The organism is Hyphomicrobium sp. CS1GBMeth3 (assembly GCF_900117455.1).
GTDB lineage: Bacteria > Pseudomonadota > Alphaproteobacteria > Rhizobiales > Hyphomicrobiaceae > Hyphomicrobium_C.
The window spans coordinates 1,870,936-1,890,444 of the sequence record NZ_FPHO01000003.1 but is presented as its reverse complement, the minus strand read 5'-3'; the positions used below and the strand labels follow the sequence as shown (position 1 = coordinate 1,890,444).

The following is a 19,509-nucleotide window of genomic DNA, read 5'->3' as shown; positions in this document are numbered from 1 at the left end:
TTACGCTCCCCGCGCCATGGATTGGCCAAGCCCAGGGGTTTACGTTGCGCGACGCGTGGCAGTTTTATAATTTGGCCGCAATAGCTTAACTCATGGAGCATCCGGCATGTCGCTTGAAACCGAAGCCGTTCTCGATCGGCGTCGCATGCGCCGGCGTCTCACCTTCTGGCGGAGTGCGGCGGTTCTCTTCGTCGGCCTCCTTCTCGGAGCGCTGATGTTCGGCAACGGCAGCCTCTCCACACTGCCGGGAACCAAACAGATCGCGCGCGTCGCCATAGAGGGGACCATTACCGACGATCGCGAGCAGATCGAGCTTCTGAAGAAAATTCGCAACGCCAACAACGTCGAGGCGCTGCTCGTGTTCGTCAACAGCCCCGGCGGCACGACGACCGGCGGCGAAAGCCTCTACACAGCGCTGCGCAACGTGGCGGAGAAGAAGCCGGTGGTGGCGCAGTTCGGCACGGTAGCGGCGTCGGCCGGCTATATCGTCGGACTCGGCACGGACCATATCGTGGCACGCGGCAACACCATCACGGGCTCGGTCGGCGTGCTGGCGCAATGGCCCGAGGTCAGCGAGATGCTCGGCAAGCTCGGCGTCAAGTTCAACGAGGTAAAGAGCGGCGCGCTCAAGGCCACTCCGAACCCCTTCGAGCCGGCGAGCGAAGATGCCCGCCGCGTCATGCAGGAGACGATCGACGACGGGTTCCAGTGGTTCCTATCGCTTGTCGAGACGCGCCGTGGGGTTGCCGCGCGGGACATCGCGGGGCTTGCCGAGGGGCGGATCTACTCGGGGCGGCAGGCGGTCGCGCTCAAGCTTGTCGACGAGATCGGCGGCGAGGCGGAGGCTGTCCGCTGGCTCGAGACGAACCGGAATGTCGCCAAAAACCTTAACGTCGTCGATTGGAAGCCCGCCTCTCAGACGACCTGGGGCTCGGTGACGGGACAGGCCACCCAAGCGGCGGGGGCTGTGCTGGCTGCCGCGCTCGGTAACCTTTTGACGGTAGCCACAGCTACCCCAAATCTGGGTGGTCTCGGCCTTGACGGCCTCGTTTCAGTTTGGCAACCTTCGGAAAACTAAAGGAAATAATTTCGTCGGGAGGTTAGTGTTTTGATCAAATCGGAACTCATTCAAAAAATTGCAGCCTCGAACCCGCACCTTTATCATCGGGATGTCGAGCGTATCGTCAATGTTGTGTTCGACGAGATCGTTGATGCGCTGGCGCAAGGCGATCGTGTAGAGCTGCGTGGCTTCGGCGCATTCACCGTCAAGCATCGCGCAGCACGCCAGGGCCGCAACCCCAGGACCGGAACGCCGGTGCCGGTTGCTGAAAAGTATGTGCCGTTCTTCAAGACCGGCAAGGAGCTTCGGGACCGGCTCAACACGGATACCTGAGCCCCACAAGGCTTCAGGATATCGGCGCTGCCGGTCGAGAGGATATATCGTGCTGAGACGCATTCTCTGGCTCTTGACCGCCTTCCCGGCTGCGGCGCTGCTCATCACGCTCGCCGTGGCGAACCGGCATTCGGTGCGTCTCGTGCTGGACCCGTTCCGGCCGGAAACGCCGGTGCTCTCCATCGTGATGCCGTTCTACGGCTTCCTGTTCGGCGCTCTGTTGATCGGCGTGTTGATCGGCGGCGCGGCGACATGGCTGTCGCAAGGGCGATGGCGTCGTGTCGCGCGCGTGCGTGCGGTCGAGGCCAAGCGATGGCGGTCCGAGGCCGACCGGCTCATGCGTGAGCGCGACGCCGAGGTCAGCGCCCGCAACAAGGCGCTGGCGGCGCCGGACAAGCGCAACGCAGCCTGAGCCTCTTTCATCGCAGGCCGTGCTCCCTAAATGGAGCCGGTGCGCGATATTTTCCGACGTTTCAGACCCGAAAACACATGTCCACACGCGTGAAAATCTGCGGATTGCGCAGCGAGACGCAGCTCGATGCGGCGCTCGACGCCGGGGCAGATCTCGTGGGCTTCGTGCTCTACGGCAAGAGCCCGCGGAACGTCAGCCTCGACGAGGCAGCAGCCCTCGTGCACCGCGCGCGAGCGCGCGCGGGCGTGCAAGCCGTGGTGCTGACCGTCGATCCCGACGACACGCTCGTCGACCGCGTGGTCGCCGAGGTGAAGCCCGATATCCTGCAGCTTCACGGGCACGAGACGCCGGAGCGGACGGAGGCCATCCGTCGGCGCAGCGGCCTCATCATCCTCAAGGCCGTGCCGGTGGCCGACGCAGGCGATGTCGCCGACGCCTTCACCTACCTCGAGCCCGAAGGCGGCGCGGACATTCTCCTGTTCGATGCCAAACCACCGGCTGATCCTGCAGCGCTGCCGGGCGGGAACGGGCTTACCTTCGACTGGCATATTCTCGAGGAGGCAAAAGCGCCGTTCGCGCTCGCGGGCGGGCTGACGCCGGACAACGTCGCGGCCGCGATCCAGCTCACGGGTGCGGCTATCGTCGATGTGTCGTCGGGTGTGGAAACGAGCCCGGGCCAAAAGGACCCGGAGTTGATCCGCCGCTTCCTTCGCGCCGCAAAGGCCGCTAAGCAGTCCTGAAAAATCTGCCCCCTGCGGGGCACGTGAAAAAAGGAACAGGCCAATGGCCTCCAATGAGCAGAAGACGGGCGAAGGGCGGCTCAACACGCTCGCCGGCGGGCCCGATCCGCGCGGCCATTTCGGCCTCTACGGCGGACGGTTCGTCGCCGAAACGCTGATGCCGCTGATCCTCGATCTCGAGAAGGCTTACGACGCGGCCAAGGCGGACCCCGCATTCCAGGCTGAGCTGACGGATCTCATGCTGCATTACGGCGGCCGGCCGAGCCCGCTCTATTACGCCGAGCGGCTGACGCAGCATTTCCGCGAGATCGCAAAAGCGCAGGGCGGCACGGGCGGCGCCAAGATCTACTTCAAGCGCGACGAGCTCAACCACACGGGCAGCCACAAGATCAACAACTGCCTCGGCCAGATCCAGCTCGCCCGGCGCATGGGCAAGACGCGCATCATCGCCGAAACCGGCGCGGGCCAGCACGGCGTTGCTGTCGCGACCGTCTGCGCGCGGTTCGGGCTTCCGTGCGAGGTCTACATGGGTGCGACGGACGTGGCGCGGCAATCGCCGAACGTTGCGCGCATGCACATGCTCGGCGCCAAGGTGAATCCCGTCACGGCGGGCGCCGGCACGCTCAAGGACGCCATGAACGAGGCGCTGCGCGACTGGGTCACCAACGTGCACGACACCTACTACCTGATCGGTACGGCGGCCGGCCCGCACCCCTATCCCGCCATGGTGCGCGACTTCCAGTCGATCATCGGCAAGGAAGTGCGCGAGCAGATGGTCGAGCGCGAGGGGCGGCTGCCGGATACGCTGGTCGCTTGTATCGGCGGCGGCTCGAACGCGATCGGCCTGTTCCACCCGTTCCTCGACGACGAGGGCGTCGCGATCTACGGCGTCGAAGCCGGTGGCCACGGGCTCGAGGTCGAGAACGGGCACGCGGCCTCGATGAGCGGCGGGCGTCCCGGCGTGCTGCACGGCAATCGTACATACCTCTTGCAGGACGGAGACGGGCAGATCCTGGAAGGGCATTCGATCTCGGCCGGTCTCGATTATCCGGGCGTGGGACCCGAGCACGCGTGGCTCAAGGATACGGGCCGCGTCAGCTACGTGCCGATCACCGACACGGAAGCGCTCGAGGCGTTCCAGCTCTCGGCGAAGCTCGAAGGCATCATTCCGGCGCTCGAGCCCTCGCACGCGCTCGGCTGGGTGACGAAGCTCGCGCCGACGCTGCCCCAGGACAACCTGCTCGTCATGAACATGTGCGGACGCGGCGACAAGGACGTGTTCGCGGTTGCCGGCTATCTGGGGATCAAGCTTTGAGCAAGACACAATCGCGGATCGATCGGCGCTTCGCGGCGCTCGCGGCGGACGGGCGCGCGGCCCTCGTCACCTTCATCACAGCCGGCGATCCGGACCTCGAAACCTCGAGGGCCATCCTCACCGGGCTGCCGAAAGCGGGCGCCGACATCATCGAACTCGGTATGCCGTTCTCGGACCCCATGGCCGACGGGCCGGCGATCCAGGCTTCGTCGCTGCGCGCCCTCAAGGGTGGGCAGACGATGCGCAAGACGCTCGATCTCGTGCGCGATTTCCGCAAAACCGACGCCGATACGCCGATCGTGCTGATGGGCTATTACAATCCCATCTACGTCTATCCGAACGAGGCCTTCCTTGACGAAGCCGCCGCGGCGGGCGTCGACGGGCTGATTGTGGTGGATATCCCGCCCGAGGCGGACGACGAGCTTTGTCTGCCGGCGGTCGAACGGGGGCTCAACTTCATCCGCCTCGCAACGCCCACGACCGACGATAAGCGCCTGCCGGCCGTACTTAAAAATACCTCGGGATTCCTCTATTACGTCTCGATCACGGGCATCACGGGCGCCGCATCGGCCAATCCGGACGACGTTCAACTTCAGGTGGCGCGCCTTAAAAGCGCGACAACTCTTCCCGTGGCGGTTGGATTTGGCGTAAAAACACCTGAGCAGGCGCGCGCCCTGGCCAAGGGCGCCGACGGCGTGGTCGTCGGATCGGCGCTCGTGCGCGCCATAGAAGCAAGCTTAACCGAGGACGGCCGTGCGACTGGCGAGACGGCCGGCGCTGTCCTAAGTTTGGTTGAAAGCCTCAGCGCAGCCCTCAAGACGTCGTGAGCGAGGGCGCCGGCGATGATGCGACGCTTCGTTTCGGCCTCGGCATCGACGGCGCTGCCCCAAAAGGGGCAAAATAAGCTCTGACGAACCGGGTCATTGTTGCATGTGCCTGCCGCAGGGTGGGCACCTTTGGAGCGGTCAAGAGTGAACTGGATCAACAACGTCGTCCGGCCCAAGATCCGCAGCTTCCTCACCACGAAGCGCGAAGTGCCGGAAAACCTTTGGGTCAAATGCCCGGAGACGGGCCAGATGGTCTTCTACAAGGACCTCGAGGCCAACCAGTTCGTTGTGCCCGGCTCGAACTTCCACATGAAGATGAGCTCGCGGGCGCGGCTCGCGAGCCTGTTCGACGGCGGGACCTTCGAGCAGGTGGCCGTGCCTGGCGTGGCGCAGGATCCGCTACGCTTCCGCGACGGGCGCCGCTATACCGACCGCCTCAAGGATGCGCGCGCCAAGACGTCGCTCGACGATGCGGTGCTGGTCGGCGAAGGCACGGTCGATGGTCGCCAAGTCGTGGCCGCGGCGCAAGACTTCGAATTCATGGGCGGCTCGCTCGGCATGGCGGCTGGTGAGGCCGTGATCACGGGTATGCTGCGCGCCGTGCATCTCAAGACGCCATTCATTCTGTTCGCGGCCTCGGGCGGCGCGCGCATGCAGGAGGGCATCCTGTCGCTGATGCAGATGCCGCGCGCGACAATCGCCGTCCAGCGCCTGCGCGAGGCCAAGCTGCCCTACATCGTCGTGCTGACTGATCCCACGACGGGCGGCGTCACGGCGTCCTACGCGATGCTGGGCGACGTGCACATCGCCGAGCCGGGCGCGCTCATCTGTTTCGCCGGCCCGCGCGTCATTCAGCAGACCATTCGCGAGCAGCTTCCGGACGGCTTCCAGCGCGCCGAGTATCTGCTTGCACACGGCATGATCGATATGGTCGTGCATCGCCACAAGATGCGCGAGACGCTGAGCCGGCTCTGCGCTTTGCTCGCAGACGGCGGCACGGCCACGGTCAGCAAGCCAGCACGGAAAGGCAACGGCAAGGCGCCGACCAACGGCTCCGTCGTGGACGGCCGGCTCATCGAGAGCACCGCCATCGAGCTTGAGCCCGTCGACGACAGCCAGCGCTTCAAGGCCGAGGCGGGGGGCACCCGGGACGACGACACGACCGGACCGGTTACCACCGAGCCGCGGGACCAGCCGCGAAGCTGAGGCAGGTGTCGAACCATTACTGGAAGCGGTCAGCTAGCCCGCGCCTAGAACCTCCAAATATCATTTCATGAGTTGACCCCTGTGCTGGCCAGGGCTTTGAGTACAGTATCCTGCGTGGCCTCGAACAGGAGGGGCGTGACATTCTGACGAGCGACCAGCTCCTCGCCGACATGAAGCTCTTGCACCCGAAGCTCATCGACCTGTCGCTGGGTCGCGTGGAGCGACTTCTCGCAAAGCTCGGCAACCCACATAAAGCGCTGCCTCCCGTCGTTCACATCGCGGGCACGAACGGCAAGGGATCCGTCACGGCCTATCTCAAGGCGATGCTGACGGCCGCCGGGCGGCGCGTGCATGTCTACACCTCGCCGCACCTTGTACGCTTTCACGAGCGCATCGCGCTCGCCGGGCCCGATGGCCTGACGCGGCCGATCTCGGAAGAGGATCTGGTCGACGTTCTGTCGCGGACGCAGACGGTCAACGACGGCGACGACATCACGCAGTTCGAGATCACGACGGCGGCCGCGTTCCTCGCCTTCGCTGAGCACCCAGCCGACATCGTGCTGCTGGAGGTCGGTCTCGGCGGACGGCTCGATGCGACCAACGTCATCGAGACGCCGGCGCTGACCGTGCTGACGCCGATCTCGCTCGACCATGCAGAAAAACTCGGCAGCACGATCGAAGCCATCGCCGGCGAAAAGGCCGGCATTTTGAAGCGTGGCGTTCCCTGCATCGTCTCGCAGCAGGAAGACGCCGTGCTCGACGTTATTGCGCATCAGGCCGCGCGGACAGGCGCGCGCCTCGTTGTCTGGGGCCAGGATTACGATGCCTACGAGCAGCGCGGGCGCCTCGTCGTGCAGCAGGCCGACAGGCTTCTGGATCTGCCGCTGCCGGCGCTCGTCGGGCGGCACCAGCTCATCAACGCAGGAACGGCGGTCGCAGCGGCGCTCGAGCTCAGGGCGTTCAACATCGATGAGCACGCCATCGAGCGAGGGCTGACAACGGCGCAGTGGCCGGCCCGCATGCAGCGTATCGACAGCGGACCGCTGCCGTCTCTCCTGCGTCCCGGCTCCGAGCTTTGGCTCGACGGCGGGCATAATCCCGCGGCGGGGCTCGCGCTTGCGCAATCGGTCGCCGATCTTGAGGAGCGTGCGCCCAAGCCGCTCTATCTCATTGTCGGCATGCTCGGGCTCAAGGATGCGGCCGGCTTTATCGGCTCGTTTCGCGGGCTCGCACGGCATGTGATCGGCGTGCCGATCCCGGGCTCGCACGAGGCGCCGTTTACGCCGGACGCGCTTGCGGACGCCGCGCGGTCGGTGTCGCTCAGCGCTGAGGCGGCGCCATCGGTGGAAGCGGCCTTGAAGCGCATCGATGCAATCGAGCTAGGTGCGAAACGCATCCTGATCACGGGGTCGCTCTACCTCGCAGGACACGTGCTGGCACTGCAGGAAGGCGTCGAGCCGCAGGCGAACTGACACACGCCGATAACGAACGCAAAAAGGGCTCCGACGAAATCGGAGCCCTTCGTAATTCTGTGCCGCGCGGCGTGCGTTATGCCTTGGCGACGAGGCTCTCGCCGATCTGCGAGCCGAGCCACTCCTCGAGCTTGCGCTTCTGCACGAGCGCGCCGACATGCTGGCCCGCGACCTGACCGTTCTTGAACACGATCAGAGTCGGCATGGCACGGATGCCATACTTGGTAGTGATGGCCGGACTCTGGTCGACGTCGATCTTCACGATCTTGACCTTGCCCTTCTGCTCGGCGGCAACCTGCTCGAGCGCGGGAGCCATGGCCTTACACGGACCACACCACTCGGCGAAGAAATCGACGAGCACCGGCTCGCTCGACTTCAGCACCTCTTCGTCGAAAGTCTTGTCGGAAACGAGTGTGGTCATAGTATCTCCTTTGCTCGGCGAGCGCCGATCGGTTCCATGCCCTCCCAGCGGTCCGTGAAGGTAGGAATGGGGCCTTCAGGCGTCAAGTCGCAGGGTATCCAGGCGCCAGAGTTCATCCGCATATACGGCCAGGGTATCCTCTTGGATCTCCATGAGATGCGGCCCTTGTGTCCACAGCAGGGCCGCCCGGACCCGCTTTCCGGGGGCGATTTCACGCACCGCCAGGGCATAGGCCGCAAGCTGGAAAAGATAGGCGGGCGCTACCGCCTCGGGGCTCCGGGGCGCGCCGCGGTTGGTCTTGTAATCGACGATCAGAACCTCGTCCCCGGACAGCGCCAGCCGGTCGATCTGCCCCGTTATGCGCAGCGGCGGCCCGGCGCCCTCGGGGCGGGGGATGACGGCCACGATCGGCACCTCGGCCTGGCTATCCGGCCCGAAGACCGGGGCGAACGCCGGGTCGGAAAGAATAGCCAGCGTCTCGGCCTCTATGCTCGCCAGCGTAGTGCGCGGCAGGCCTCTCCCGCGTTCCGCGAGAAATGCCTTCGCCACCTTGCCCCATGCCTTGCGCTCAACGGAGGGTAGATGCTGGAGAAGCGCATGGGTCAGCGTACCGCGCAGGAAGCGGCTCTCGTCGGAGAGCGCGGCGGGGCTGAGCACGGCTGGCTCGGCTTCACGCGCGCGGGGCGGCGGCGCAGGCAGCGGCTCGCCCTCGTCATCGGTGTCGTAGGGCGCCAGTCGCGACGGCGCGAGGGGGATGGTGAGTTGCGGCTCCTTCGGGACGGAGGTCATCGCCCAGGGTGGCAGCGGGGCATCCGCCTTGACGGCGGCGCGCGTTGCCTTCGGCGCCTCTGTCGGCGCGGTCTGTAGGGTTACGAGGCGCAGCACCTCGCGGCCGTCCGGCTGCTGCACCCGCTCGAGCAAACCATCCAGGCGCTCTCTGATCAGCTCGTACCAGCAGCCTGCTTCCAGCCCCTTTCGGCCCTCGAAGCCCGCCACGTAGAGGCGATCGCGCGCACGCGTCAGCGCCACATAAAGCAGGCGGTTGAGCTCCTCGCGCTCGCGCCGGCGCAGTTCGTCGCGCGCGTCGCGCATCTGCTCGAGACTGCCCGTGTCTTTGATCGGCCAGACGAACGGCGTCGGCGATCCCGGCGCGCGTTGCATCGTCTGGAGCTTGATCGGCCGGCCAGCCTGACCTGCAGCGGAGCCGGCGCTGCACGTATCGGGCAGGAACACGATCGGCGCCTCTAGTCCCTTGGCGCCGTGCACGGTCATGACGCGCACTTCATCGCGGCCGTGCTCCATGTCGCGTTTGATGTCGCGGGTGCCTTCGCGCATGAAGGCGAGGAAGCCGGCGAGCGACGGCGGCGCGCCATCGTCGTAGGTCAGCGCGAGGTTCAGGAACTCGTCGAGCGGATCGGCCGCGTCGAGGCCGAGGCGGGCGATCAGCTTCTTGCGCACGCCATCGCGGTCAAGGATGTCGGCGAAGAACTCGAACGGCGGGCGGAAGTCGGCCGCCTTGCGCCAGCGCTTCAAGGTTTCGGCCGCTTCGACGAACCGCGCGTTCTCCTTGCTTCTTTCGAGTAGAGCCTTCCAGAAGGTGCCTTTGCGCTCCTGGCCTGCTTCCTCGCGGTTCCAGAATGCCAGGTCCGTGAGATCGGCATCGTCCAACCCGAAGATCGGGCTTTTCAAGACTTCGGCCAGCGCGAGATCGTCCTCGGGAAGCGTCAGGAAATCGCCGAGCGAGAGCATGTCCTGCACCGCGATCTGCTCGGTGAGGCGCATACGGTCGGCACCGGCCACGGGAATGTTGCGAGCTTTGAGCGCCTGCACCATCGGCGCGGCAAACGGCGCGCGCTTGCGCACGAGGATCAGAATGTCGCCCGGCGCGATGGGGCGACCGGTGGACGCCAGCACCTCGCCGGACGCGAGCCAGCCTTTGATGGTGTCGGCGATGCGATTGGCGATTCGCACAACGGGCGGCTCGGTCGACTGCTCGTCGAGCGGCGACCAGGCATCTGCGGGCGCGACGTCCTCGTGCGCTTCTGTGTGCCAGATCTCGACCACACCGCCATGGCCGGCGCGTTTTGCGGCGTGTGGCGCGGGCGTGACGCCGGGCGTGCGCTCGCGGTCTGCGAACACGCGATCGACGGCTGCAAGGATCGGCGCAACGGTGCGGAACGACAGCGTCAGCGGCACGGTGCGCCATGTGACGCCCGCGGCGCGGCCGAGGTCCGCGAAGCGCCCGCCCATGGCCGAGAACATCTCAGGTGCCGCGCCCTGGAACGAATAGATCGATTGCTTCTCGTCGCCCACGGCAAAGAGCGTGCGCACGATGTCATCGCGCGCGCCGGTGCCGGAGAAGAACTCGGTGGCGAGCGCTTCCACGACGCGCCACTGCGACGGGCTCGTGTCCTGGCTCTCGTCGACGAGGATGTGGTCGAGGCCGTTGTCGAGCTTGTAGAGCACCCATTCGGCGGAGCTTTGCTCGGAGAGCAGCGCTTTGGTGCGCGCGATCAGGTCCTCGAAGTCGAGCGCGGCGCGGCGGACTTTCGCGTCCGTATAGCGTTGCTGCACGGCGCCCGCGAGACGCAGCAAGGCCATTGTGGCTTCGACGACGGCGGCACCCTGTTGCTCGGCGTGGAGTGAGAGAAGGCGCGATTGAGCGCGAGATAGCATCGGCTCGATCTCGGGGTTCTTTTCCCCGAGCGCCTTCGTGACGAGCTTCTTGCGCGGTTCCTTGTCCTTGGTCAGCAAGAGATCACAGAGAGCGTCCATGCGCGCGCGGTCGGAAGTGGCGGACAGCACAGCGGCTGCTCTATTGGCGCCGTCGACGTCCGTCTTGGTTCCGCCGATGAGCACATTGCGAATGTGGGCGACGTCCGCTGCCGAAAGGACGGTTGCCGCCTCGGCTTCGATCGCCGCGCGCGTGACGTCCTTGCGCACGCCGAAGTGACGGCGGTAGAGAACGCCGGCTTCATCGAGGCCACCGGCTAAGCGATGCGCTTCATCGAGCCAATCGCGGTGGCCGAGCGCATCGGCCAGAATCTCGTCGAAACGGTCATCGGCGGCGTAGGCGATGGCCGTTTCGAGCGCGCGGCCGAGCGGGCTCGTCCGCTCGCGTGCCGCTGTGCCGATCACCTGGTCGGTGGCTTCGCGCATCAGCTTGCGCGCTGTCTCCTCATCCAGGATTGCGAAGCCCGGCGTGACGCCCGCCTCCAGCGGGAAGCGTTGCAACAGCCGCTCGGCGAAGGCGTGGATGGTCTGCACCGAGAGACCGCCCGGCGTTTCGGTTGCCCGCGTGAACAGCGTGCGTGCGAGCGCCATCTCGGACGATTGAGGTTCTCGCCCGAGAAATTTGAGCAGTGCGGCTTCAAGCTCATCCTCGGGCAGCATCACCCACTTCGACAGGCTTTCGAAGACGCGCTTCGACATCTCCGCTGCCGCGGCCTTCGTATACGTGAGGCACAGGATGCGCTCGGGCGGCGTTCCGGCCAGCAGCAGGCGCAAGACTCGCATGGTGAGCACGTGCGTCTTGCCGGTGCCGGCGTTGGCGCTGACCCAAACGGACGCGGCAGGATCCGCCGCCTCGGCCTGCAGGCCGGTCGTGCGCGCAAGCTCGACCTCGATCGATTTGAACTCGACGATCGCTGTCATGGTCAGGCTTCCTCCTCGGCAACGGCGCCTGACGACCATTCGGCGACGCGTGCCAAGTGCGCGTAGTCGTCGTAGGCGTAGCCGAAGCGAGCGCGACGCAGCGGACGATAGGGCGTTGCCTCGTCATCGAAGCGGGCGACGTGACGCTTCAGGCCATCGAGCGCCTGATCGGCGAGCGCGCCGACGTCCGGAACCTTAACGTCGCGCTGGTCTCCCGGCGGCTCTCCGCCGGAGGCGCGGATGTAGCGCAGCGTCGCGACAGGCCGCTTCGGGATCTTTTCGAAGCCGAGCGCGACATCGCGAGCGATTGCAGCTTCCAGCGGGAGCTGCGGCGAGACGCCTTCCAGCACTTTCTTGTCGGGCGGCGGCGCGCCCGTTTTGTAGTCGGAGATCACGAGCGAGGCGTCGGCGATGTCGATGCGGTCGGCGCGTGCGGTGAGCTTGAACGGACCGGCCGGGGCGTCCAGCACAAGCTCGCCTTTGACCTCTGCCATGACCTGCGTGATGCCGGCGCGGCGCGCGGGCTCGGTGGCCGCGAACCACTCGGCGAAGCGCTCGAAGCGCGGGATCCAGAACGCGGCGATGCGCGGATGCGCAGCGTAGGCTTCCAGAGACGCGCGCGCGAAACGCACCAGCTCGCCTCTGACGTCGTCCGGAAGCGACGCCGGATAGGCCGCCGCGAACTTCGAGAGCGCGTCGTGAATAATGCTACCGCGCAGCGCAGGCCCTGGCGGCTCGCCGAGTGGCGGCAGCGGCGTGAGCTTCAGGATCTCGCTGGCGAAGATCGCGTATGGATTGCCGATCCAGGTCTCGATGCGCGACACGGAGAGCTTGCGCGGGCGCTGCGCGACGGCGGGGCGCGGCTCGGGCACGGGAAGCCGCGGCATGGGGCGCGCGGTGTCGCGCTGGCGCGCCCACGCGAGCCAGGGTTGATTCGGCTCGAGCGCCGATTTCACGCCCATGCCGTCAAGCAGCGCCGTCAAGCGCAGGAGCCAGCGCGAGGGCACCGTCGGCACGCCATCCTTCTTCTCGGCGCGCGTCAGGATCACCTCCGGCGCGGCAAGCAGCGTTGCGAAGTCGTGCGCTGACTGGCCGATCTTTTCCTCGGGCGAGGGAAGGCCTAGGGCGGTCCGCATGGGGCGGTTCAGCCAAGCGCCGGGATCGGACGACTTCGGCCACGTGCCTTCGTTGAGCGAACCCAGGATCACGACGTCGGTCTGCTGCAAGCGCGCTTCGAACGGTCCCCAGATCGAAAGGCGCGGATGCACGGGGCCCCGCGGGCGCACGGTCTCGGCGGACGCGAGGCTGCGGTAGAAGTCAGCGTAATCGGCGGCTGGCAAGTCGAGCGGCGGCAGGCGCGTATCGAGCAGGCTCGCAAAAAAGCGCGCGGCGGTCTCGCCCGCCTCGTCGCGCCAGAGTGGACTTTCGTCGTTGTCTTCCGTGTCGGGTAAGCGCGCGATGGCTTCGGCGGCCTTGCAGTGCGCATCGACGAGATCGCGGAGCGCAACTGGATCTTTGCTGTCAAAGAGAGCGAGAAGCGGCGTGAAGGCCGCGCGCAGACGCACCAGAAGATCACGCGCCCGCTGCCAGTCCTCGTCCCAGAGGCGGCGCGCGGCGGGGTGGGCGCGCAGGCCGTTGGCGCGCTCTTCCGCTGCGCGCTCGAAGGCCGCCTCGACGCCGTCGAGCCCTTCGCCGAGATAGGGCGCGCGGAACGTCACGATCTCGAGCGCACGGGCGCCAAGGCGCGCGGTAAACGGATCGAGACCGAGGCGCGCCAGAGGATGCTTCAGAAGCGCGACCGTATCGGCCGGGGCGAAGCGCGTTGCAGCCGCGTTGATGACGAGATCGAGCAGGGCCCCTGGCGGCGTTTTGCGCAGCGGGCGGCCGGCCGAGTCATCGACCTTGATGCCCCAGGCTTCGAGACGCACGGCAACACGGCGGGCGAGGAAGCGATCCGGCGAGACGAGGGCGGCCGTCTTGCCCGGCGTTTCGGCCGCTTCGCGCAAGATCAGCGCGATGGCTTCGGCCTCGTCCTGGGCCGTCGGCGCCTCGATCAGGCTCAAGCCCTCGGGGGCCGCGCGCGACGTATCCTTGCGGGCGGCGGCGGCAAAGCTCTCCCACCGCTCCGTCGTGCCGGCTGGGCGCGTCGCCTCGGCAATCAACTGCGCGCGGGCCTGTTCCGGCGCAGGCAACGGCTCACCAAGACGTCTGACGTCGCTACGCGCGCAGCCGAGCGCATCAAGCAGCTTCTTCAATCCGAACTGCGGATGCTCGGGGTGCTCGGGGCCGATGGCTTTCCAACTCTCGGCGTCGAGCGCGAGATCGAGCGCCGGCAGCACGATGGCACCGTTGGCGAGACCCGCCACGGCGCGCATCAGCTCCACCGTGGCCGGGATCGAGCCCGTGACGCCAGCGACTATCACCGGCCCCGCAGGCGGGTTTGCAGACAGGCGCTTTGCCTCGGCACGGATGACGGCATTGCGGCGCGCGGCCGCTGACAGGAGCCCGCCCTCGGCCAGATACGCGGGCCAGAACTGCGTGACGATCTCCAGGAACTTGAGCGTCTTCTGCCAGTGCTCCGAGAAGGTCTCGGGTACGAGGCTGGCGAGACCGTCGAGGCTCACGTCCTCGGTCTCGACCATGTCCATGAGCTGCGCCAGCTCAGCCGCAAGGATCGCCGCCTGTGCGGTGGTGGCCGCGCCGACGGCGGCGAGCGGCTCCTTGCCCTCGCGCGCGCTCTGCATGGTCTCGGTCCAGCGGCGGATCAGGCTCGTCAGCACGAGGCGGCGTTCAAGCTCGCCAATGGCGGGTGGGATGGCGCCCGTCAGCGCGTCGGCGTCGGACGCGGCCGCCGCGATCAGCGACAGATCCTCCTCGCCTTCCGAAACAGCCGTGATCTTCGGCAACAGAAGCGCGCGTCTACCGGATGCGCGCAGAAACGCGTCCTGCAGGGCGCGCGTGGCGCGACGCGTCGGCAAGTAGAGCGTGATGCGGGGCAGATCCAACGGACCGGACGCGCGGCCGCTGCCCGCGGGCAGCGTGCCGTCCAGGATGGCGGCGGCGAGGCAGTCGAGGAACGGGCGGCCGGCCTCGACGGTGTAGATGTTCGGGTGGTCTCGCAGGGGTCGCGCTCTCGGATGGAATCGGCCCAGATTCGGGTTCGTTGGCCGGGTATACCATCCGAAAGGGGGCGCTCAGGCGGTCGCCGCGCGGGCTATCCACCGTTCCGCGTCTTCGATGGCCTGTGGTGTACCAACGTGCATCCACACGCCGTCCAGTCTGATGCCGTAAAGCCGCTTTTTCTCGATGGCCCGATCCCATAACACGTTGAGGGAGAATCGTCCGTCCGGGGCCCCTTCGAACATGCGGGGATGCGCGATCGAGACGCCGGTGAAGGCGAACGGCGTCTCGCCGCGCTCGGGGCGGCGCGTCAACGTGCCGTCGGCGGCCATCAAGAAGTCGCCGTGGCCGTCGTAGCCGAGGCTCGTTGCGCCGAGCGCCAGCAGCATCAGGCTATCCATGCGCTCTGGATCGAATGCGGAGATCAGGCGGGCGATGTTGGCGCCGACGCCCTCGGCCCAGACCGAATCGGAGTTGTGGATCAGGAACGGCGCGGGTCCGAGCAGCGGCAACGCCTTTACGATACCGCCTCCGGTATCGAGCAGCTGGCCGCGCTCGTCGGAGACCGTGATGGCGGGCCTCGTGCGCCCCGAGAGACGAGCTTCGATCTGATCGGCGAAGTGATGGACGTTGACGACAACGCGCGGGATGCCGGCGTCCGCGATGCGGTCGAGCACGTGATCGAGCAACGGCTTGCCGTCGAGCGGCACCAGCGGCTTCGGCAGGTTGTCGGTCAGCGGGCGCATGCGCGTACCGAGGCCGGCGGCCAGCACCATCGCAGTCGTTACAGCTTCGTTCATCAGAGACGACTCTCGCGGTGAGGGATGTCAGGCGGGGCGTGGCGGACCGCGTCTGGAAAATGACGGTCGTACCAGCGCGCGAGCGCGGACAGATCAGGATGCGTCAGCCCGCGCGCCAGATATCGCCATAGGCGGGGGATGTGACGCAAATACGTACGCTTTCCGTCGCGCATGGTGAGGCGGGCGAAAATGCCGAGGATCTTGGTGTTGCGTTGCGCGCCGAGCGCCGCGTAGGCGAAGCGGAAGGAGGCGGCGTCGAAAGCCGGCTCGGAGCTGCGCTTCTCGAGATAATAGGCGAGGAGTTCGTCCTCGAGCGCGGGCGCCACGTCCACACGCGCGTCCTGCAGCAAAGAGACGAGATCGTAGGCGGGCGAACCTTGCAGCGCGTCCTGGAAATCGAGAAGCCCCGTGCGACGCGCCCCTTCGCGGTGCGGCAGCCAGACGAGGTTCGGCGAGTGATAGTCGCGCAGGACCCATCCCTTGTGCCCGTTGGCAAGGCGAGCAAACACACGATCCCATGCGGCGACGAACTCAGCGCGCGCGTCGGCAGGGACAGGCGTGCCGTAGACCGCGGGCCAATACCAATCCGGCAGCAGCTCGACCTCGATGCCAAGCACGCCCGCATCCTGCGGCGGGATGCGGTGTGACGTGCCATCGGGGAGCGCGATCTTGTCCGGCACGGGGAGGGGGGCAAGCGCCACGAGCGTATCGGTCGCCGCGCGCCACAGCTCGGCTTGCGACGTACCTGTCGCGACCTCGGCGCCGAAGATGCGATCACTGAAGTCTTCGAGCAGGAGGAAGCCGCGCTCGAGATCGGCGGCATAAACCTCGGGTGCGCTGAAGCCCGCCTCGCGCAGCGTTCCGGTTACGGCTACGAAGGGCCGCACGTCCTCGGCCAAGCCGGCTATGCGGCTATAGGGCAGGCCATTGCGAATGGGAGGTCCGTCCGGCTGGCGCGCCTGATCCATCAGAATAGCGCTGCGGCCGGCGTCCCAAAGACGCGTGTAGGCGCGCGTCGAGGCGTCGCCCTGCAGATAGACCGCGCGCGCCGTACCCCAAGGCGGATGGCGTTCGAGGAAATCCGACATGGCGGAGAGACGCGCCAGACGCGGACCCCACGTGCCGTACCCCTTGAGCGCCAGCGTGCGTTGCTCGGGCGAGGCACCCTGCGCAAGATGAATATCGAGGCGGTTCACGGCGAGCAGGCTCGGCGCGCGCTCGGGCCACTCGACAATCGCCGCGCCGGTCGCGACGAGCTCGTCGAAGCCGAGCTCGATCAGGTCGTCGTCGCCAGCGATGCGATAAAGATCGAGGTGGGCCAGCTCCAAGCGCGGCGATGTGTACGTCTGCACGAGCGAGAAGGTCGGGCTCGGGATCTCGGCCTCGGCATCGCCCAGGGCAGCGCGGATCAATGCGCGCGCGAGGGTCGTCTTGCCGGCGCCGAGATCGCCGGAAAGGGCCACTAGGTCGCCCGCGGCGAGCTTCAGCGCGATGCGCTCCGCCAAACGGCCAACGGCCGCCTCATCGGCGTCAGCCACGCGCCAGTCGTGTTGCATCGTTGCTTGCGGAAGGGACATGTCTTTGCTCAAGGCCGCGCTCGGGGAAACGTACCGTGACCTTTGTCCCTCTTCCAGGCTCGCTTTCGAGCATCATGTCGCCGCCGTGAAGCTCTACCAGACTCTTGACAACAGAAAGGCCGAGGCCGGCGCCACGATGCTTGCTGCCCTGGCTTTGGCTCTCAAAACGCTCAAAAATGCGGGCCTGCTGCTCTTTGGGGATGCCGACGCCCTGGTCCTCGACCGAGAACACCACGGTCCCCCCCTCGCGCCAGCAGGAAAGGTGTACCACACCCTCCGGCTTCGAAAAGCCGACCGCGTTCGACAGCAGGTTGTAGAGCACCTGGCGAACGCGATGCTCGTCGGCCACGAAGGAGGTAGCGTCGTCGGCGACGGCGATGTCGAGGGTCAGGCGGGCGCGGGCGGCGCGCTCGCGCACGCCGTTGATGGCCTGGTCGATGACGGCCTGGACGTCGACACTGGCGAGCTTCAGCTCCAGCCCGCCGGCGTCGATCGCGGAGAGATCCAGGATGTCGTCGATGATAGCGAGCAGGGTCTTCGACGAGAAGGAGATGTCGTCGAGATATTCGCGCTGGCGCGGCGTCAGCGTGCCGAAGATCGGGTTGGCGAGCAGCTCGCTGAAGCCGATGATATTGGTGAGCGGCGTTCTCAGCTCGTAGGAGATGTGGCCGATGAACTGGTTCTTGAGCTTGTCTGCCGTGACGAGTGCCTCGTTGCGCTCGATCAGCGCGCGCTCGTAGCGCTTGGAGTCGGTCACATCGACGAAGGTCAGCAGCGTGCCGCCGTCAGGAAGCGGCGTCACCGCGTAGTCGATGACGCTGCTATCAGGGCGCACCATCTGGCCCTCGATCGGTTCGCGATCCTCGAAGGATGTGACGGAGCGGCTGATCTCGAGCCAGGTCGACATCTCGCCGTGAAGGACCTGCGTAACGCGGATGAACTCGTCGATGTGCGGGCTCTCGGCGAGCTGCTGGCGTGACAGCTTCCAGATCGCGGCAAAAGCGGAGTTGTGCAGCTTGAGGCGGCCGTCCGTGCCGAACACCGCGACGCCTTCCTTGAGGCTGTTCAGGGTCTCGGTCTGCACGCCGATCAGCGCGTTATAGCGGCTTTCGAGCGCGAGGCGCTCGGTCTCGTCCTTGTAGAGATAGGTGACGCCGCCATCGGGCCGCTGCGCGGCCATGACGTGCAAATCGCGACCGTCAGGGAGGTGCCACCAGTCCTCTTGCTCGGCCTCTTCCTTGTAGCACTTCAGGACCTTGGCCTTCCATTCGCGGTAGTTCACGACCTCGGGCAGGCGGTCGAGCTCGCGCAGCCGGTCAAGCACGGCGCCGTCGCTTGGGCCGGTCGCGAGCCAGTCGGCGTCGAGCTGCCAGAGCCTCTGATAGGCGGCGTTGAAGAAGGTCAGCTTCTGGTCGGCGTTGAAGATGGCGACGGCGGTGGCGACGCGGTCCAGCGTGCGGTCGTAGGCGGCGATCTGCCGATCGAGCTCGCCCTTGGCAGACTCGATATCGGCGACGTCGATCGCTGCGCCGGCCGTGGCATCGCCGAGCGGCAGCACGGTCACCTCATGCGTCTTGCGCTCGGAGCCGATGACGAGCGGCACGCGCTCCTTATAGGTCTGACCCATCTTCAGCGCGCGCGCGACCCGCTTGCGCTGGCGAGATTCCAGGAGCTGGATCTGGCCGTCGACGACCTCGGTCTCGCTCTCCGCATCGACCGCGCGGATGTAGGCGCTGTTGACCCAGGTCATGCGTCCGCTCACATCGCAGAGCCAAGCCGGGTGGGGCAACGCGCTCAACAGCGCGCGGCTCGAGCGCACGTCGCGCGCGAGGCGCATATGCTGATCGAGGATGACGGATAGGTCACGCTTGTAGCCCGCCACGTCCTTGAAGCGCAGCACGGCGCGCCCGCCTGCAGCGCGGCCGTCCGCCTCGACGTGGCCACCGGCCGCCGTCTTCAGGATCAGGTTGAAGGCGCGGCCCTCGGAGAGGAGCCCATCGAGCGACGATCGCAGCGCCGCGTTGCTTTTCTGGTCGAGCCAGAAATTGAAGCGGACCAGCTCGCCGGTGTTGGTGGGCAGGCCCGGCACGCCGGTCAGCGTGTTGGTGACGACGGAGAGGCCGCGGCCCTGCTCCCAGTGCATCAGCACCTGGGGCTCGGCCTTGATCAGTGCCTCCGCAGCAGCAAGAGCGCGGCGCAGCTCGCGCGACTCGTCCTGGGCGCGGCGCGCCTGGCGGCGCATGGTGGTAATGGCCTGGTAGAGCAGATAGACGGTGCCCGCGCCCGCCGCTGCGACGAGACCAGCCAGGATCCAGGTGCCGCCCGGAAGCCCGCCTTGCTCCACCAGCCGCCGTCCCGAGGCGAGCGTCGCCGTCAGCACCGTGACGCAGGCCAAGCTCGCCAAGGCCAGCATGGCCAGCTCTACGCGTGTATTCTGTCGTTCTGGCGTAGGGCTCTTGGTCGACATCGATCTCGGGGTTCGATCTCCAGGGGCTTTCCGCTCATCCGGCGGATCGCAGAAAGACCCTAGCTCCTTAGTTCTCTCGTGCTTCTCGTCGGGAAAACCGCTTTC

14 protein-coding genes are annotated in these 19,509 nt (G+C 66.7%); 8 read left to right on the top strand and 6 right to left on the bottom strand.

The annotated features are described in order from the left end of the window. The first annotated feature begins 106 nt into the window (after positions 1 to 106). From sppA to CS1GBM3_RS16175, 8 genes are all read left to right on the top strand, one after another. Complete coding sequence (gene sppA, locus CS1GBM3_RS16210; RefSeq protein WP_072396539.1) at positions 107 to 1,078, top strand: signal peptide peptidase SppA; 972 nt, start codon at positions 107 to 109, stop codon at positions 1,076 to 1,078. A 30-nt stretch (positions 1,079 to 1,108) separates the two neighbouring features. After that, positions 1,109 to 1,393: an integration host factor subunit beta gene (gene ihfB, locus CS1GBM3_RS16205; RefSeq protein ID WP_072396537.1), complete on the top strand. Its 285-nt coding sequence runs from the start codon at positions 1,109 to 1,111 to the stop codon at positions 1,391 to 1,393. A gap of 49 nt (positions 1,394 to 1,442) precedes the next feature. Further along, on the top strand, positions 1,443 to 1,805 hold the full coding sequence (locus tag CS1GBM3_RS16200; protein WP_072396535.1) for a hypothetical protein: 363 nt from the start codon (positions 1,443 to 1,445) through the stop codon (positions 1,803 to 1,805). 77 nt (positions 1,806 to 1,882) lie between these two features. Further along, positions 1,883 to 2,545, top strand: coding sequence for a phosphoribosylanthranilate isomerase (locus CS1GBM3_RS16195; protein WP_072396534.1), 663 nt, complete (start codon positions 1,883 to 1,885; stop codon positions 2,543 to 2,545). Between the two features lie 43 nt (positions 2,546 to 2,588). Continuing rightward, positions 2,589 to 3,860 carry a tryptophan synthase subunit beta gene (gene trpB, locus CS1GBM3_RS16190; protein WP_072396533.1) on the top strand — a complete coding sequence of 424 codons (1,272 nt, stop codon included), beginning with the start codon at positions 2,589 to 2,591 and terminating at the stop codon, positions 3,858 to 3,860. Continuing rightward, entirely contained in the window at positions 3,857 to 4,687 is an 831-nt protein-coding gene (trpA, locus tag CS1GBM3_RS16185; protein ID WP_072396532.1) for a tryptophan synthase subunit alpha, read from the top strand. Before trpB ends, trpA begins: the two co-directional genes overlap by 4 nt. Before the next feature lie 144 nt (positions 4,688 to 4,831). Next, positions 4,832 to 5,893, top strand: a complete 1,062-nt coding sequence (gene accD, locus CS1GBM3_RS16180; protein WP_072396531.1) for an acetyl-CoA carboxylase, carboxyltransferase subunit beta — start codon at positions 4,832 to 4,834, stop codon at positions 5,891 to 5,893. 170 nt (positions 5,894 to 6,063) lie between these two features. Next, positions 6,064 to 7,365 (top strand): bifunctional folylpolyglutamate synthase/dihydrofolate synthase, encoded by a 1,302-nt coding sequence (locus tag CS1GBM3_RS16175; RefSeq protein WP_072396530.1) that lies wholly within the window; start codon positions 6,064 to 6,066, stop codon positions 7,363 to 7,365. Positions 7,366 to 7,441: 76 nt separating this feature from the next. Here the strand turns inward: CS1GBM3_RS16175 and trxA are convergent, their stop codons facing one another. The 6 genes from trxA to CS1GBM3_RS16145 all read right to left on the bottom strand — a co-directional run bounded on the left by trxA (position 7,442) and on the right by CS1GBM3_RS16145 (position 19,350). Continuing rightward, complete coding sequence (gene trxA / locus CS1GBM3_RS16170) at positions 7,442 to 7,786, bottom strand: thioredoxin (RefSeq protein WP_072396529.1); 345 nt, start codon at positions 7,784 to 7,786, stop codon at positions 7,442 to 7,444. Positions 7,787 to 7,861: 75 nt separating this feature from the next. Further along, positions 7,862 to 11,440: a double-strand break repair helicase AddA gene (gene addA / locus CS1GBM3_RS16165; protein WP_072396528.1), complete on the bottom strand. Its 3,579-nt coding sequence runs from the start codon at positions 11,438 to 11,440 to the stop codon at positions 7,862 to 7,864. A 2-nt stretch (positions 11,441 to 11,442) separates the two neighbouring features. Continuing rightward, positions 11,443 to 14,544, bottom strand: a complete 3,102-nt coding sequence (gene addB / locus CS1GBM3_RS16160; RefSeq protein WP_244534712.1) for a double-strand break repair protein AddB — start codon at positions 14,542 to 14,544, stop codon at positions 11,443 to 11,445. 90 nt (positions 14,545 to 14,634) lie between these two features. Next, positions 14,635 to 15,360 carry a nucleotidyltransferase family protein gene (locus CS1GBM3_RS16155; RefSeq protein WP_072396526.1) on the bottom strand — a complete coding sequence of 242 codons (726 nt, stop codon included), beginning with the start codon at positions 15,358 to 15,360 and terminating at the stop codon, positions 14,635 to 14,637. After that, positions 15,360 to 16,937, bottom strand: coding sequence for a tRNA (adenosine(37)-N6)-threonylcarbamoyltransferase complex ATPase subunit type 1 TsaE (tsaE, locus tag CS1GBM3_RS16150; protein WP_139247950.1), 1,578 nt, complete (start codon positions 16,935 to 16,937; stop codon positions 15,360 to 15,362). Before tsaE ends, CS1GBM3_RS16155 begins: the two co-directional genes overlap by 1 nt. Further along, positions 16,891 to 19,350 carry a sensor histidine kinase gene (locus CS1GBM3_RS16145; RefSeq protein WP_244534676.1) on the bottom strand — a complete coding sequence of 820 codons (2,460 nt, stop codon included), beginning with the start codon at positions 19,348 to 19,350 and terminating at the stop codon, positions 16,891 to 16,893. The genes tsaE and CS1GBM3_RS16145 overlap by 47 nt, the downstream gene beginning before the upstream one ends. Positions 19,351 to 19,509: the final 159 nt, after the last annotated feature.